The organism is uncultured Methanobrevibacter sp. (genome assembly GCF_937881195.1).
GTDB lineage: Archaea > Methanobacteriota > Methanobacteria > Methanobacteriales > Methanobacteriaceae > Methanobinarius.
This window is the reverse complement of sequence record NZ_CALGFC010000017.1, coordinates 1-17,345: the sequence shown is the minus strand read 5'-3', so window position 1 is coordinate 17,345 and position 17,345 is coordinate 1. Positions and strand designations below refer to the sequence as shown.

The 17,345-nt window shown below is 22.5% G+C and carries 13 protein-coding genes; 8 read left to right on the top strand and 5 right to left on the bottom strand.

Features of this window, described 5'->3' with window-relative positions:
* Window positions 1-228 precede the first annotated feature (228 nt).
* The 3 genes from Q0087_RS01905 (at window position 229) to pyrI (ending at window position 3,310) form a co-directional block, all read left to right on the top strand.
* Window positions 229-612, top strand: a complete 384-nt coding sequence (locus Q0087_RS01905) for a tautomerase family protein (RefSeq protein ID WP_297897911.1) — start codon at window positions 229-231, stop codon at window positions 610-612.
* Between the two features lie 75 nt (window positions 613-687).
* A complete protein-coding gene (locus Q0087_RS01900) occupies window positions 688-2,643 on the top strand; it encodes an adenine deaminase (RefSeq protein WP_297897909.1) in 1,956 nt (651 codons plus the stop codon).
* A gap of 205 nt (window positions 2,644-2,848) precedes the next feature.
* A complete protein-coding gene (gene pyrI, locus Q0087_RS01895) occupies window positions 2,849-3,310 on the top strand; it encodes an aspartate carbamoyltransferase regulatory subunit (RefSeq protein ID WP_297897907.1) in 462 nt (153 codons plus the stop codon).
* A gap of 125 nt (window positions 3,311-3,435) precedes the next feature.
* On the opposite strand, the gene Q0087_RS01890 is transcribed toward pyrI, so the two are convergent.
* The 3 genes from Q0087_RS01890 to Q0087_RS01880 form a co-directional block, all read right to left on the bottom strand.
* The gene (locus tag Q0087_RS01890; protein WP_297897905.1) at window positions 3,436-4,179 is read right to left on the bottom strand and encodes a succinylglutamate desuccinylase/aspartoacylase family protein; all 744 of its coding nucleotides are present in this window, start codon (window positions 4,177-4,179) and stop codon (window positions 3,436-3,438) included.
* Between the two features lie 424 nt (window positions 4,180-4,603).
* Window positions 4,604-5,818 (bottom strand): GMC family oxidoreductase N-terminal domain-containing protein, encoded by a 1,215-nt coding sequence (locus Q0087_RS01885; RefSeq protein ID WP_297897903.1) that lies wholly within the window; start codon window positions 5,816-5,818, stop codon window positions 4,604-4,606.
* A 1,033-nt stretch (window positions 5,819-6,851) separates the two neighbouring features.
* Window positions 6,852-7,325, bottom strand: a complete 474-nt coding sequence (locus tag Q0087_RS01880) for a hypothetical protein (RefSeq protein ID WP_297897901.1) — start codon at window positions 7,323-7,325, stop codon at window positions 6,852-6,854.
* A 1,479-nt stretch (window positions 7,326-8,804) separates the two neighbouring features.
* On the opposite strand from Q0087_RS01880, the gene Q0087_RS01875 reads away from it, so the two are divergent.
* Complete coding sequence (locus Q0087_RS01875; protein WP_297897899.1) at window positions 8,805-10,175, top strand: TldD/PmbA family protein; 1,371 nt, start codon at window positions 8,805-8,807, stop codon at window positions 10,173-10,175.
* Between the two features lie 144 nt (window positions 10,176-10,319).
* Here the strand turns inward: Q0087_RS01875 and Q0087_RS01870 are convergent, their stop codons facing one another.
* A complete protein-coding gene (locus Q0087_RS01870) occupies window positions 10,320-10,922 on the bottom strand; it encodes a TetR/AcrR family transcriptional regulator (RefSeq protein WP_297897897.1) in 603 nt (200 codons plus the stop codon).
* Window positions 10,923-11,602: 680 nt separating this feature from the next.
* On the opposite strand from Q0087_RS01870, the gene Q0087_RS01865 reads away from it, so the two are divergent.
* The 3 genes from Q0087_RS01865 to Q0087_RS01855 all read left to right on the top strand — a co-directional run bounded on the left by Q0087_RS01865 (window position 11,603) and on the right by Q0087_RS01855 (window position 14,539).
* A complete protein-coding gene (locus tag Q0087_RS01865; RefSeq protein ID WP_297897896.1) occupies window positions 11,603-12,163 on the top strand; it encodes a TIGR00296 family protein in 561 nt (186 codons plus the stop codon).
* A gap of 265 nt (window positions 12,164-12,428) precedes the next feature.
* Entirely contained in the window at window positions 12,429-13,517 is a 1,089-nt protein-coding gene (locus Q0087_RS01860; RefSeq protein WP_297897894.1) for an NOG1 family protein, read from the top strand.
* A gap of 494 nt (window positions 13,518-14,011) precedes the next feature.
* Window positions 14,012-14,539, top strand: coding sequence for an Hsp20/alpha crystallin family protein (locus Q0087_RS01855; RefSeq protein ID WP_297897892.1), 528 nt, complete (start codon window positions 14,012-14,014; stop codon window positions 14,537-14,539).
* Window positions 14,540-14,676: 137 nt separating this feature from the next.
* Here Q0087_RS01855 and Q0087_RS01850 read toward each other — a convergent pair whose 3' ends face one another.
* Window positions 14,677-15,684 (bottom strand): SIS domain-containing protein, encoded by a 1,008-nt coding sequence (locus Q0087_RS01850; protein ID WP_297897890.1) that lies wholly within the window; start codon window positions 15,682-15,684, stop codon window positions 14,677-14,679.
* 416 nt (window positions 15,685-16,100) lie between these two features.
* Here Q0087_RS01850 and Q0087_RS01845 point away from each other — a divergent pair, with 416 nt between their 5' ends.
* Window positions 16,101-16,790 carry a DUF447 domain-containing protein gene (locus Q0087_RS01845; protein WP_297897889.1) on the top strand — a complete coding sequence of 230 codons (690 nt, stop codon included), beginning with the start codon at window positions 16,101-16,103 and terminating at the stop codon, window positions 16,788-16,790.
* Window positions 16,791-17,345: the final 555 nt, after the last annotated feature.

Genomic DNA, 17,345 nt, shown 5'->3' with positions numbered 1-17,345 from the left:
TTTAATTCTATTTTTTATTATTTTTATTATTATTACTATTTTTAATTGTATTTTTTATTATTTTTATTATTATTACTATTTTTAATTGTATTTTTTTTATTATTTTTATTTTTTATCATTTTATTTAATTAAATTTTAAAATATATTTATAATATATATAAAAAAAATATATAATATAATAAAGAATAATATAACTATTAATTTGCTTAATTAAATAGGAGTTATTTAATGCCACTTACAAAAATATCACTAGCTAAGGGAAAAGATAAAGATTTTTTAGAAAAATTAAAAAAAGAGGTTTTATCTAGTATAATAGATGTACTAAATCTTCCAGATGATGATAAAAATATTTTTTTAATGGAATATGAAAGGGATTTTTTTGAAATGAAAGAACCTTATAAATATTTAATTGAAATATCAATGTTTTCAGGAAGAACTAATAACACAAAAAAAATTTTATTTTCTAAAATTGTTGAAAGACTGAATAATGCCCTTAATATTGAAAAAGAATCTATTTTTATATTTATAAATGAACAACCACTTGAAAATTGGGGTGTTAGAGGCGGAAAGTCAGCGAAAGATATAAATCTCGATTTTAAAGTAAATGTTTAACAAAAATATTTTTAACAAAAATATATTTAACAAAAATATTTTTATTAATTTAATTTATTAATTTAATTGATTATTATGTATTATAAAGAATTTAATTCAATAAAAGCAAATATCTTAGATGTTTTTACTAATGAAATATATATTGGGAAAATAACTATTAAAAATGGGTATATTGATAATATTGATGTTTTATCTTCTAATTCTTCTGATTTTGATAAAGATCTTGATTTTGAAGGGATTTTAGTTCCTGGTTTTATAGATGCTCATATACATATTGAAAGTTCTCTTCTCACTCCTTCTAACTTTGCTAGTGCCGTTGTTCCTTATGGAACTACTTCGGTAATAGCTGATCCTCATGAAATAGCTAATGTTTGTGGGTTAAAAGGTATTGAATTTATGATAAATAATGGAAATGATGTTCCTTTTGATTTTTATTTTTCTGCTCCTTCTTGTGTTCCTGCTACTAATTTTGAAACAAATGGTGCTTTTTTAGATAGTTTTGCTATTGATAAATTAATGTCTAAAGATGAAGTTGTGGCTTTAGGAGAAGTAATGAACTTTGTAGGAGTTATAAATAGGGATAAAGATATAATCGATAAGTTAAATGTGGCTAAAAAATATAATAAACCTATTGATGGACATGCTCCTCTAGTATTTGGTGAAGATTTAGAAAAATATGTAAATGTTTTTAAAAAAGCAATAGATGAAACCAAAATTAAAAATATAGAGGATTATGGGAGTAATATTGAAAATGAATTTGTTGATATCTCTACTGATCATGAATCTGTAAGCTTTAATGAAGCTATTGAAAAAAAGAATCTGGGTATGAAAATTATGGTTAGAGAGGGGTCTTCTGCTAAAAATATGAATGCTCTTTTCAATATGAAGGATAGAATTTCACTTTTCTCAAATCAAGATTTTTTTGGTTCAGTTTCTGTTAATGATTTTGAGGAAGCTTTAAAAAATCCTATTTTCGATTTTTTGGTTAGTGATGATAAAGAACCAAGTGACTTAAAAGAAGGACATTTAGATATATTAATTAAAAAAGCTATTAGTTTTGGGATTGATCCTATTGAGGCTATTAAAATGGTAACTATAAATCCTGCTGAACATTATAATCTTGATTCTGGCTCTATTAATATTGGTAAAAAGGCTAATTTTACTTTAATTGATAATTTAAAAGATTTAAACATTAAAAAAACTATTATCGGTGGTAAATTAGTAGCATCAAGAGGTGAATCATTCATAAAACCTAAAAAATCCACTTTAAAAAATACTTTTATTCTTAATCAAAAAACAGAAGATTGTTTTAATATATATGTTGATACAAATGATTCATCAAATAATAAAAACATTAAAAGCACTAAAAACATTAAAAACAGTGAAAACAGTAAAAATACTAAAAACAGTAAAAACATTAAAAGCACTAAAAACATTAAAAATACTAAAAATAATGAGAATACTAAGAATACTATTGAGGTAAGGGTTATTGAGGTTACTGAAGGAGAATTAATTACAAATGAATATCGTGCTTTTCTTAATGTGAATGAAGGAATTATTCAAGAAAATATCGATGAAGATATTATAAAATTAGCTGTGGTTGAAAGATATGGAAATAATAATATAGCTAATGCATTTATTAAAGGTTTTAATCTAAAAAATGGGGCTATTGCTTCTAGTGTTGCTCATGATTCTCATAATATCATTGTTTTAGGAACAAATTCTAAAGACATGGCTAAGGCTGTAAATTTAATTCATGAAAATCACGGAGGATTAGCTGTGGTTTCTAAAAATATTGAAAAAATTCTAAAACTTCCAATAGCCGGTTTAATGAGCGATCAAGATGTTTTCACAGTTTCAGATGAAATTATTGAAATTAATAAAATAATAAAAGATTTAGGTTGTAATTTTGATGCTCCATTCATGACTTTATCATTCATGGCTCTTTTAGTTATTCCAAAGTTAAAATTAAGTGATAAAGGATTATTTGATGTGGATAACTTTTCTTTTGTTGATTTAATTATTGAATAATCTTAATTTCTAAAATTAGATTTAGTATATTTATTATATTTAGTATATTTATTATATTTAATATATTTACTATATTTAATATATTTACTGTATTTAGTTTATTGTATTAAATTTTTAACATTTATTTTTTTTATATTATTGATTTTATTAATATTAAGTTTAAAATAAAAAATTTTAAATAAAATTTAATATAAAATATAATCTTATGAAAAAACCTGAAATGAAAGTAGAACCAATTAAAAATGGGACTGTTATTGATCATATTACAGCTAATAAATCTCTTCATGTTTTAAAAATTTTAGGACTTCCTAATGAAGATACTAATGTTACAATAGCTATGAATGTTTCTTCTGGAAAAGCTGGAAAAAAAGATATAGTAAAAATAGAAAAAAGGGAATTAGATTCCAGCGAACTTGATCAAATTGCGCTTCTCGCTCCCCAAGCTACAATCAATATAATAAGGGATTATAATGTTGTTGCTAAAGATAAAGTTAGATTTATGAAGGAATTAAAATCAATCATTAAATGTGTCAATCCAAACTGTATTACCAATGCAAATGAACCAATTGAATCTAGATTTCATTTGATAAAAAAATCTCCAATACTTTTAAGATGTCATTATTGTGAAAGATTAATTGATGCAAAAGAGATAGATAAACAATTTTAACTTCATATCATCTTTAAATAATGTTGATTTTATTATAACAATAATAACTAACTAATTTTATTATAGTAACATAATAATTTTATTATAATAATACTAATTGCATTATAGTAACAATACTAATTGTATTAAATAATTTTATTATATTTTAAAAATCCAAGCATCTGTTTTAGAGAGGAAGTTATACTTCCTTTTGCTATTGTTCCATGTGGGCTCTTAACTTCACAAGTCACTGATGGGATACCTTTTAAATTTAGAACATCTTCAAGAGCACCAGGATAGTCTTTACCAGCCATATAATAATTTTTATAAGCATGTTTTGTTATTTTTGAAATTCCAATGGCCATTTTTGCACTTGCTATTGTTGGAACTTTTGAACCCATTATTATATTCTTACCAGGATTTCCACCAGGCATTGTACAATGGAAATCTCCTACAGCATCAATATTAATTCTTTGTGCAGTAAGCATTATTTTGTTTGTTATACTTCCTTTTTTATTAGCTATAGAATTCAAGTTTTTGCTATTATAAAATCTTTGGTTTTTTGAGGTTGCTTTTGGAGCTACAAAGGGTATAACATATATAGTCCCCTTTATATTTTTTTTCTTATCTAAATAGTTTATGAGTTTCATTGCTGCAACCTGTGATGAAAGTTCACTTCCATGAACTCCTGCAACAATAAGTGTTTTTTTACCTTTCCCATTTCCAAATTTAACAATAGGGGTTCCTTTTTTTGCAGCTTTAACAACTTTAGTTGTAATATTCGATTTTGGAATATTTTTCTTTATCAAACTATTTTTTGTAACATCTCCTCCAGTACCCCAATCTTTAACTATAACTGTACTGGCAGATGCTGCTTGAATTCCAACCACGAAAATGGATATTAAAATTAGTAATATAAATATTCTTTTAAAATTATTATTAACCTTAATTTTTTCATTATTAAAAATTATTTTTTTTCCTCCAATTTATTTAATATTTTTTTATTTATTAATCATTATTTAATATATAATTAATAATTATTATTTAATTTATTATTTAATTTATTATTTAATTTATTTTCTAATTATTATTTAATTTATCATTTAATTTATTTTCTAATTATTATTTAAATGTATTTATTTAGTTGATTTTTTATTTATTAATTATTTATATTTATTTATAATTATTTTATCTATTTATTTAATTATTTTAGTCATTGATTATTTTATTTTATAATTAATTTAGATTATTATTTTTTTTAAATTAAGTCGTTTTACTAATCTTTAATTCATTTTTTAATCTTTTTTTATTTATTTAATCTTTTATTATTGATATTAGATGTTTAGAAAGTCTTTTGGACAATGCCAATATTGTTAAAATTGGTGGAGCTCCTGGTGATTTTGGTAAAACACTAGCATCACTAACATATAATCCTTTAACACTCGTTTCAAGGTTTAAATCAACTAAATCCCCAATAGCTGCTGTTCCACCAGGATGGGCTCCTCTAAGATTAGTTGAAACAATTGATTCGGGAACAACTCCTGATTCAATTAAAATAGCTCCTGCAACAGCTGAGCCTTCTGCTATGAATTTGATATCTTTAATTGAATTTTCTTTAATTACTTTCCCTTTTTTAATTTGACCATAGTTGTCATCAGGAATTTTAACCATAATACTTAAAATATCTGATTCTTTAGCACCTTTATTTTTAAGTTCATTTGCAATAAATTGTGCATAATGGGGTGAAAGAATATAATTCTCTCCTTTTATAAGGCTATTCATCTGTACTTCTTTATTAAATCCAATATTTTTTACTATTCCTCCTATTGTAACAAATGAATCCATGAACAACTTTTTACCTCCTGGTAATCCTATTTTTTGAAGTAATATGGCTGTGTTTATGGCTCCTGCAGAAGATATAACTATATCGGATAAAATAGTTTCTTCTTGATTATTTTTATTTTTAACAAGAACTCCTTTTACAATATTATCTTTAACAATTATTTCTAAAACTTCTGTATTATCTAATAGATTAGCACCTTTTTTCATTGCTTTTTTTATAAAGTCAATTGATGTCCATTTAGCATTTTTTGGACATCCAAATGTACATTTGCCACAAGGTATGCAATCTTTATCTCTAATGAATTTTGGCATTTTAAAAGGTTTCATATTAAGTTTTTTTGAAGATTCGATAAATTTTTTGTTACCCTCTCCAAAATGCTTGTCATCCATCTCATGAATGGATAATAATTTGTCAACTTGATCTAATTCTTCATGGATTAATATTCCGATTGATTCTAATTCTTTTTCAAGAACACGGATACCATTACCTGCAGAAACTGTTGTTGTACCGCCCAAGCACTCTGTTTTTAGAATATCTGTATCATCACTATGTATTTTATAATAATTATGGGCATCTTTTGAATCTATAAAAGGCCCTTTTTCAATTATGGTTACAGGAATATTATTCTTTGATAACTCTAAAGCTAAAATACCTCCTCCTGCTCCAGATCCAATAATAATTACCATTTAATGCCTCTAATATTTAATTTCCTTTTAATAAATATTAATTATCCTATTTTAATTTATATTTATATTTTTAAAAATATTAATTATATTAATTTATATATTATATTTTATATTAATTTTTCATTTCTTTATAATCATAATAATTAATCAATTAATCTGTTTATTAAATTATATTAAGCTAATATTATAAATAAGAAACTAAAAATAATATTTTAATAAAAAGAAATATTTGATTTGATTTAAATTAAATTAAAATTAGTAATTTTTAATAAAAATCATCAAAAATTATTAATTTTAAAATCTAGGATAAATATCTTAATTTAGAATGAGTATTTTAATTTAGAGTAATTATCTAATTAGATTAATTGTAAAAATAGCTAATATTTATTTAGGAAATTTAGTTTTTTATATGTTTTTATTTATTATTTTTATTATTATTATTATTAATAAATAATATATCTTTAAAATCAATAAAAAAAATAAAAGTAGATTTTAATCTACTTAATAAAATAGATAGATTATAAGTTTAATTAAATTTTTTATAGTATAATATATTATATAATATATTTAATATCATAATTTGCTATATACTAAATTTAATATAATTTAAAAACTTATTCTGCATCCATCATTTCACCATAGGTGATTTCGATTTCACAGCCTTTAGGACCACAACAGAAATGTTGTAAATCGAGTTCAATTAGCATTTTTTCACCTCTTGTGTTAGATTTTGTGTTAATTTCATAATTTTTAAGATTTTATTTGATGATAAAATCAACACTTACATCTTTTTTTTAAGTAGTTATTAATATAAATATTTTTGTATTTTCACGAATTAATTTTGATAATTAATGTATATTATTCTAAATTTTAATAATAATTTTAAATATTTACATGATTTTTCTCATTATTAGTATATTGCTATTATTTTCTATTATTATTAATATTATTATTTTTATTACTATTTTTATTATTTTTGATTATAGTATATTTTAAATTATATATTAAAATATCATTTTTAAGAGTTTAATTTTTAATTAATCATATTTCCTAATACTGTAATCTGAGGATATGATGTAAAGTTTATAATATTCAATAAGATACTTCTAAAAAGTATTTGCTGGTAATTTTCACTTGTATTATTCATTAAATTATAGTTTTCATAATTAGTAGTGTTATTTTTTTCTACATGATGTTTTAAACAGGCTCTAGGCCCTTTCCAATTTTTATCTTTACCAGTAACTGCGCAATAATCCGCTCCACAATGAGAGCATGTTAATTCTCCCTCATAAGTTCCTTTTGGATTGAATACTAAAGTTCCTTCATGTCCGCACAGGGGACAGTGATTTTCCCAAGTTATCGTGTAATCTTTATATGCTAAATTATTATTTGCACTTGGTTTTGCAGTTACTGTAATTGTACTCGCTGTTGCAGATGACATAAAAAATAATGATATTATAAGTATTAAAGAAATTCCCATAAAGAAGTTTTTATTAATAATTTTCAAATTTTCATTCTCCTACTAGTAAATTTTTATCTTAAATTTCAATTTTGAATTATATTTTTAAAATTTTGGGATTATGCTTTTAAAAATAGTTTTTATTATTTCAAAAATTGATTATTCAATTTCCATGTTTATAAATCCATTTTTCATAATGTATTCTAAAAATATATCCATATATTCTCCTATAACTAATGAAAAATATAATTAATGAAAAAACTAAATTTCAATTTTTCAATGTATAGTAATTTAAAATACTTTACTTTTTTAATTCAAATTGTTTCATTGATCTTTAATTGAATTAAAAATCTTTATTTACTTCTTATTTTAAAATATGGATGTTATAAGAATAATTAAAATATTAAAATAGGTTATTTAAATAAAAAGGTTATCTAAATAAAGCATTATATTAATTGTTTTTTTTTTTGAGAATTTTTATTAAATATTCTCAGGTTTGAATTCTATTATAGAATAAAAACCAATTCCTGCCACGATTTTCATGATATTTATCATGATATCTCCCCCATAAAACTAGTAGAAAATTATTATTTCTTTTATTTATCTAATTTCGTATTTTCAAAATTTGGAATCGTAATAATATTTTAGAAGTATATTTTTTTATTTTTTTAAGTAATTTTGATATTTAATTTTAAATTTCAGAAATCATTTTCCTCGTTTAATATATAATAATAAGTTATAAGTTATCTTTAATTACTAATTTGAGCCTTTATTTTCAATTACTTATTTTTAATTATTAATAATGCTATTTAAATGTTACTCTAAAAACAGTAATAATTCAGTAATTTAACTTATAACTTATACTTATTCTTTAATTTTTGATTATGGGCAATATGCTCTAATTTTAAAAATTTTAAAAATTTTTATTAAAATCTAAATTATTTGCTTGATAAATTTCAAGGCCAAATTTCAAAATATATATTCTCTAAGAATTAACTAAATACTAATATAAATAATTTTATAAAAATAAATAAGAATAAAAAAATAAATATTCTTTTAGAAGGTTTAAATAAGAAAATATTATCATTAATTAAAATAAAATAAGGTAAATATGAAATAAGATAAATTAAGATAAGGTAAATTAAAATAGTGGGAATATTAAATGAAATAAATTAGAATAGGAGTAATATTAAATAAGATAAATTAGAATAGGAGTAATATTAAATAAGATAAATTAGAATAGGAGTAATATTAAATAAGATAAATTAAAATAATATAAGTGAATAATATAGGATTTTGTAAAGTAGGATATTAATAGTAATATATTAGTAAAATATTTATTATTATGGTGTATAATATTTTAATAATAATCAAATATTTTAATAAAAAATATACTAAATAATATTTAATGAATAATAAAATAGTATTTTATTTAATATTGAACTTTATGGATAATTTTTTATAATTAATAAATTTTATCCAATTAACTAATGAATTTTAATAAAATTATTTATTTAAGGCGAGAAAATGGAAGAAAATATGGATTATTTCATAAAAAATATTGATGATATAATTTCAAAAGTCGACTATGTTGATATAAAGGCTTCTAAAGGAAATAGTACTAATATTGTAATGAAAGACAATAAAATACAAGAGGTAAACACTGGAATAGATATTGGGGTAAGAATTAGGGTTTTAAAAAATGGTGCATGGGGATTCGCATTTACAAATGATTTAAATAAACTAAATGAAATAGCTGAAACTGCAATAAAATTATCAAATGTTTTAGAAGGTGATGTAGAATTAGCTGAAACTGAAATTATTGAAGATAGTGTAAAAACTCCTAGAAAAATTCCTGTTAGTGATGTAAGTATTGAGGATAAAAAGGAGATAATAACTGATGCTAGTAAGTCTGCAACCTTTGATAATGTATTAAGCACTACTGTCAATTATTCGGACAGTGAATCGAAGTCTATATATTTAAATAGCGAAGGAAGTTCTATTTTAATGGATGAAACTCGCATAGGTTTATTTTTGAATGCTGCTGCATCTTCTGGAGATATAATTCAATTTGGACATGGGAGTATTGGGGGTGCAAAAGGGTTTGAGGCTTTAAAAGAACAAGATATCGAAAATTTTGGTAGAAATATTGGTGAAAAAGCAAATAGGCTTTTAAAAGCCAGCACACCACCTTCTGGTAATTTTTCTATTTTAGCTGATAATGAATTAACGGGTGTATTTATACATGAAGCATTAGGCCACGCAGTTGAAGCTGATTTGATTCTTCAAAATGATTCAATATTAAAGGGAAAATTAAATCAAAAAATTGGATCAGATATTGTTAATATTGTGGATGATGCAAGCAATAAAGATGGTTTTGGTTATTATGCTTATGATGGAGAAGGGGTTAAAACTAAAAAGAACCAACTTGTAAAAAATGGAGAATTAGTATCTTTACTTAGTTCAAGGGAATCTGCATCAAAATTAGGGATGAAATCATCAGGAAATGCAAGATCAATAATAAGTGAACAACCAATAGTCAGAATGAGTAATACTTATTTAGAGCCAGGAGATATGAGCTTTGAAGAATTAATTGAAGATGTTTCTAATGGAATTTATCTTAAAGGTTCAAGAGGGGGTCAAGTCGATACTGGTAAAGGTATATTCCAATTCAATGCTGCCGAATCATTTAAAATTGAAAATGGCGAAATAACAAATCCTTTACGGGATGTTTCACTTTCAGGAAATGTCTTGGAAACTTTAAAAAATGTAGATGCTATTGGAAGTGATTTTAAACTGGGAATCGGGTTCTGTGGAAAATCTGGACAAGTTGCTCCTGTTGGAGACGGTGGTCCACACACAAAAATATTGAATGCTACTGTTGGGGGCAGTAACTAATTATTATTATCATTATTTTATAATATTTTTGTTTAATAATTAATTTTCATTATTGCCTTATTAAATTTTAATTATTTCTTATTATATTTTAATTAATTTTCATCAAATTTTGATTATTTTTATTAATTTTTCTTTTAGTGACATTTATTGCAGTATTTTTTCTATAAGTTCCAGATTAGAATCTATAAGTGTTTTCGGTTCATAATCAGAATTTAACCATATTTCTATTGTACCTCTCATATTTGAATAAATAAAAAGCGACATTTTTTCTGAATTAATATCCTCCCTTATTTCTTTTTTATCTTTCCCTTCTTCTATTAATTCTTTAAAAAAATTCAAAATATCTTCTATTGCTTCACTAAATAAATTTCTATACTCGGGATTTTGATGATATATTCCTGTAAACATAAGATAATATTTTTTTGTGTTTATATGATTTCCTTCTATTATTAGTGGTTTTTTATTATTTAATAAATCTATTCCAATTGCATAATAAAAATTGATTTCTAATTTTTTCATTAAAGAAACATCAAGATCCTTTGTATGGTCTCTTTCATAATCAATAATACTCATGATGTATTTATCTACTAAATAAGATAATATTTCATCTTTATTTTCAAAATGGTGATAAATTGAACTAGCAGCTATGTTACATTTGTTTTTTATTTGTTTGATGGATACATTGTTATATCCATATTCAAGTGATAATAAAAATGTTGCTTCTATTATGCGATCTTTTGTGTTCATAACTTTAAACTCCCTATATATATTTTCTATTTGTCTATATATATTTTTCATTCGTTTTGTATATTATTACATATAACAACTCAATTTTAACATTAAATAGCAATGTTTATATATGATTATGATATAATTATTAATTGTTCATATTTTAGAACGAATTTTCATTCCAATAAGAAAATTTCATTCAAATAAGATTATTAAATTATAACATTATAATAATCTAATCTTAGAATATGGGCAAGGAATTAAAAAGAATTATACATTTTTGTGTTCTCCCCCCAAGAGTTATTACATTTTAAAATGTATAATCCTTTATTTCCTAAAAATCGTGATTATAACTGTGAATCTTTTTTTTAATAGTTTTAAAAGTTCAATATTATTTTTTACTTTAATTATCATTTATAATATATATAAATAATCTTTTATAACCTAATTCTTTTTAATATAATAATTTATTATATATTTAGAAATTGTTTTTTATTATTTTTATTATTTTGATAAAATAACTTTTTTAATTCAATATTTTTAAATATTATTTTAAACATATTAATATTGATTAAAAGATTATTATAAATAATATAACTGATTTTTGAATTAATTAGTTTAATTATCTCTTATTTTAATCTTAGTAAATTTTTATAATTTTCAACTTATTTAGTAATTAATGGGAGACTTTTTAAAACATGTTAACCAATGACGATGGAAAATATTTAATAAATGTATCTAAGTTAGCTATTGAGAATTATTTAAATAATGGTACAAAAATTAATGTTCCAAAAGATTGTCCCAAACATTTGAAGGAAAAATTAGGTGTTTTTGTAACTTTAAATAAAAATAATAATCTAAGGGGTTGTATTGGGTATCCTGAGCCAATAGCTCCTCTTATAGATGCTACAATTGATGTAGCTATTTCTGCAGCGGTAAATGATCCAAGATTTCCTAAATTAAATAAAGAAGAATTAAAAGATATTAGCCTTGAAGTAACTGTTTTAACAAAACCTGAGCTTTTAGATTTGAATAATCCTTCTGATTATCTAAATGAGATAATTGTTGGTAAGGATGGTTTAATTATTGAAAATGGATTTAATAAAGGATTACTTCTACCACAAGTTGCAACTGAACATAATATGGATGTTAAAACATTTCTAGCTAATACTTGTTTAAAAGCAGGATTATCTTCTGATTGTTGGATTTCAAAAGAAACAATGGTTTATACATTTCAAGGACAAATTTTCAAAGATTAATTTATTTTAAAAGCGTTTTTTATTAATCTTGAGATATTAGTAATTATAATGATATTAGTAATTATAATTATGTTGTTTTTGAATGTTTATTAAATATTTAATTTAATTTTGAATTATTTTTGTATTTATTAGAAAATCTTTATTAAGGTAGTTTAATAAAAGGTAAATAATAGTAAATTACATTGTTCTATTTTTGACAAATTTAAAATTAATTCTTTTAAAAATGAATTCTTAATTAATAAATTTATATATTTAGGTTAATATTATGATGATTCCAACTATTCCAACTCCTGATGAACTTTTAGATAAGGGATTTAGGAGAGGGAAAAAAGCAGCAGACTTAGCTAGGACTTCAAAAATTCCAAGACATTTAAAAGCTAAGAGAATTGAAGAAACAAGGGTTATTACGGCCTGTCAAGTAATTAAAGACAGGCTTAAAATGGTTTTGGATAGAGTTCCTAATATTGAAACACTTCCTGAGTTTTATCAAGATTATATTGATATCACTGTGGGTGTAGATGACATGAAAAAATCATTGGGTGCATTAAATTGGGCTTATGGAATAATAACTCAGCTTGAAAAAGATTATTCTAGTAGAATTCGTAGATCTTCGCCTGAAAAAGCTTCAACTCTTCAAAGACAAGCCTATGGTAGAATAGCTTCTGTTGTAAATAAAATCAAAAAAGATCTTGATTTTTTAGATTTTGCTAAATCTAATCTTAGAAACATGCCTACTATTGATTTTGAAGCAACTACTATTGTGATAGCAGGATTTCCAAATGTTGGAAAATCTACTTTGCTTCGTCAGATTACCGATGCTACTCCGGAAGTAGCTAATTATCCTTTCACTACTAAAGGTATTCAAATTGGGCATCTTGAAAGAGACTGGAAAAAAATACAGATTATTGATACTCCTGGTCTTTTAGATAGGCCTATTTTAGATATGAATGAAATTGAATTAAATGCGATGGTGGCTCTTGAACATTTAGCTGATGCAATTTTCTTCATTATTGATGTTTCAGAAACTTGTGGTTTCCCTATAGAGAGTCAATATAATCTTTCTGAAGAAATCAAGAGAATTTTTAATGTTCCTATGGTTTATCTTTTTAATAAAATAGACATTGCTAATGAAAATAAGGAAGATATTGAAAAAATTGAATTAAATAGTGATTCTGATTTAGAAATTAATTCTAATTCAAATAATAATTATTTGAATAATTATTTAGAAAAAATTGATGATTATTTATTTATTTCTGCTTATGAAGGTAAGGGAATAGAAGATATAATTTCTAAATTATCTAATGTGAAAAAGATAGAAAGAGAAAAAAATGATGATGATATGGATTACTATTAATAATTAGTAAATATTACTTGGTATTTTTCTAATTATCCTATTGATAATCTTTATTGATTATTTTTATTAATTTGTTATTTATTTTTTAATTTCTATTATTTTTTCTATTTTTTCTGAATATTTTATATAAATTTTTTATTTTATATCATATTAATTATTTTTAATATTTTTATTTTTAGTATTTTTATTTTTAGTATTTTTATTTTTAGTATTTTTATTTTTTTATTATATTTTTCTTTCATTTTTCTTTTTTTATATGTTATTTTAGGTTTAAATCATTATTTTCCTATTTTTACTATATTTTTTTATAAAAAAACTAATAATATTAATATATTAAAATTTTAATTGCATCTTTATAACTGTATGAATTAAAAAAATTTTTTAATAACCAAAAGTTATAATAATGACTTGGGATAATATATAATATTAATATTTTGAAATAAATAAGCGAGTGATAGAAAATTTATAAATTAAATTTATAAGGAGATAAAATTATGTCTGAAAAACCTAAACTTGATAAAGATAAATATGATGAAATTGCAGGAAAAGTAGATAAACGTGTAGAAAAAGGAAAAAATGTAGCTGGAAGAATGGCTAATGATTTTGGAAAGACTATGGATGATATACTTGTTAACCTTAAATCTTTTCAGAAAGACTTTGATAGTAAAATAAGTGAATATAAAGAAACAGCTCCTGGCAAAATTGATTTAGATTTAATAGATGCAGGCAATACTTTTTATGTGAAAGTAAATCTTCCAGGTGTCGAAAAAGATGAAATTGATGTAGAAATTGTTGATAGGGATTTAACAATAACCACTTTCTTTGGAGATCCTTCTGAAGAATCTTGTGAAGGGGACTGTCAATTTTTAATTAAAGGTCGAACATATGGTCCTGCTAAAAGAACAGTTACTTTACCAAATAAAGTAAAAATGGATGATTCAAAAGCAGAATTTACTAATGGTGTTCTTTTCTTAGAACTTCCAAAAATTGAAGTTAAAAAATTAAAAGTAGATATTAAATAATTATAGTAAATAAGGATATTAAACTATGGTATTAATAGGAATACTAAATTTATAATTCCTTATTATTTTTTTATAATATAAATATAATTTATTTTTTGATTCTTTTCTTGTTTTATTTTTAAAAATTAGTTTTATAATTATTCATATCTTACTTTTCCTATATGTCTAGTACTTCCTGGATCTTCTCCATTATAGTGTGCTAAGTAAAATACAAACCATTCTAATGGTATAACAAGTATAAATGGGGATAATAAATTATTTATTTTAGAATAATCTTCCATTTTATAAACTAAAGTTTTAGCCTCTATTTTTTTACAGAATTCAATTGCTTTTTTAGTTATCTCATCAGAAGGATAGTTTGAATCTAATATTATAATTGGGACATCCTTTTCTGCTCTTTCTATTAATCCATGTCTAAACTCTGCTGAATATAATGGGCATGAATGTTTTAATGCACCTTCCATTAGCATAGTCATAGCTAATTTATAAGCTAGTCCAAAATTTGGTCCACTTCCCATTGCATAAAATATTTCTTCATCTTTTAGTTTATATGCTAATTTTTTATTTTCTTCTTCAGTATCTTCGATAAGTTTTTCCATTAAATCAGGGATTGATTTAAGTTCTCTTAGTAGTTCATCAGTTTTCTCATAATCTGAAGCCGAGAATAAGATATAATATAATGTTGATAGTTGAGTTACATAGGTCTTAGTCCCTAAAATTGCTTCTTCTCTTCCACATCTTGTCACTATGGCATCTTTTGCTTCTTTAACCATTGAACTTTCTTTTTCATTAGAAATAGTAATTGTATGTATTCCCAACTCATTAGCTCTTCTAAGTGCTGCTAGTGTATCTACTGTTTCACCAGACTGTGAAGTAAATATTGCTGCGGAATTTTCTCCATCTATCTTCTTATTATAATAGAATTCATATCCTGTAAAAACATCAATATTTAAGTTAGTTACCATTTCAAGAGCATCTTTAGATGTGTAAGCTGTTGATAAAGAACTTCCACAACCAATTAGATAAATACGGTCTACTTTAGATAATTTAGTAGCTATTTTGTCCATATTAGTTAATTCCATTTGAAATGTTTTTCTAATTGAATCAGGTTGTTCGAATAGTTCACTGTACATTTTGTATTTCATTGTATCTCCAACTGATTTGATGTTTTTAAGTATTTTTTATCTTAAATAGTTTTATTGATTATCCTATTTAAACTTTAAGATAAATTCAGCATTTAATAATATTATAAATCAATTATAAATTTTTATATATTATTCTAATCATATAACTCATAGTTTATAATTTAATTCATTTTAATATTAAACTATTAGATTATATGCTCATTTATTATAATATGAAAATTTAAATATATGAAATTTATTATTTTTATAAAAATTTATCATATTCTATTAAATTTTATTACTATTTATTAAATTCCTAAATTATTTTTAAATTTAATATATACATTATTTTAAATTTAATATTTATTAATAATATTTAAATTAATTTAAAACCTCAAATAATTATAATTAAATACTTCTTAAATATAAATAATATTATGAATATTAATTTAAGTTCTGTGGGAATGAAAAAAGGACAGCAGTATGAAACTATAATAACAACTCTTGATAACGAAAATAATAAAAATGGGGCTCCTATTGGGGTTATATGTAAGGATAAAGATGTAATAATGTGTCGTATATTTGAAGGTAGTAATACATTAAGTAATATTCTTTTAAAAAATGAATTCATCGTTAATATAACTCTAAATCCTATTTTATTCACATTAGCCACAATAGAAAATATTCCTAAAGAATATTTTATAGATAATAATATTGAAAGACATAATATTAATCATGAGTACTTGAATAATCATTTGGAGAGAAATTTACCTGTTTTAAAAGATGTTGATGCTTATTTGGTGTGTAAGGTAAGTGATGTAAAGAATGCTTTTAAAAAAAGTGATCCTATTAAAAAATCAGAGGCTAAAGTTATTCTTGCCAATGTTGAAGAGATTATATTAAATAATAAATGTGCAAAAGCAGCTAATAGGGGTTTTTATTGTTTAATAGAATCTTTAGTAAATTTTACTAGAATGGATATTGTTAATAACGACAAAAAAAGATATTTTTTAGATAGGTTTAAAGAATCAAAAAGAGTTATTAATAAAGTTGGAAGTAATGAAGAGAAAGAAGCTATTGAATTACTTGGAGAAACTCTTATCAATAAAGGGTATATAATAAAGTAGCATTAAATAGTTAATATATCTCCTATTTTTATATATTAATACTTTTAATTATTTTATACTTATTTATTTTATTTATTTTTCATATACTTATTTTATTTTTCTAAAAATGATTTATTAAATTTTACTAATTATTTATTTTTATATTATATATTTTTATATTATATATTTTTATATTATATATTGAAATTTTTTATTTTGATTAAATAATTTTATAATAGATATTGAACTTTTAAATGTTTTTTAAATTTAAAAACATTATTATTATTATTCGTATTAACTTTGAAATAGATTAAATTGATATTTTGAAAAATAATATAAAAATAGTATTGGGTTAGCATAAACTTAGTATAATATTTTTAATACGTGATAAATGATATGGAATTAAAATAAGGAATATAATGTGTATAATGAATGTAATGCATATAATGAATATAATAATTATATGGAAATGTAAAAAACTAAAATAAAAAATATAATAATAAAATAAAAATTTAAAAATAGAGGACGACTCATAAAATTTTTTTCTTTTTTTCTTTTTTTGGATTTAGGGTTTAT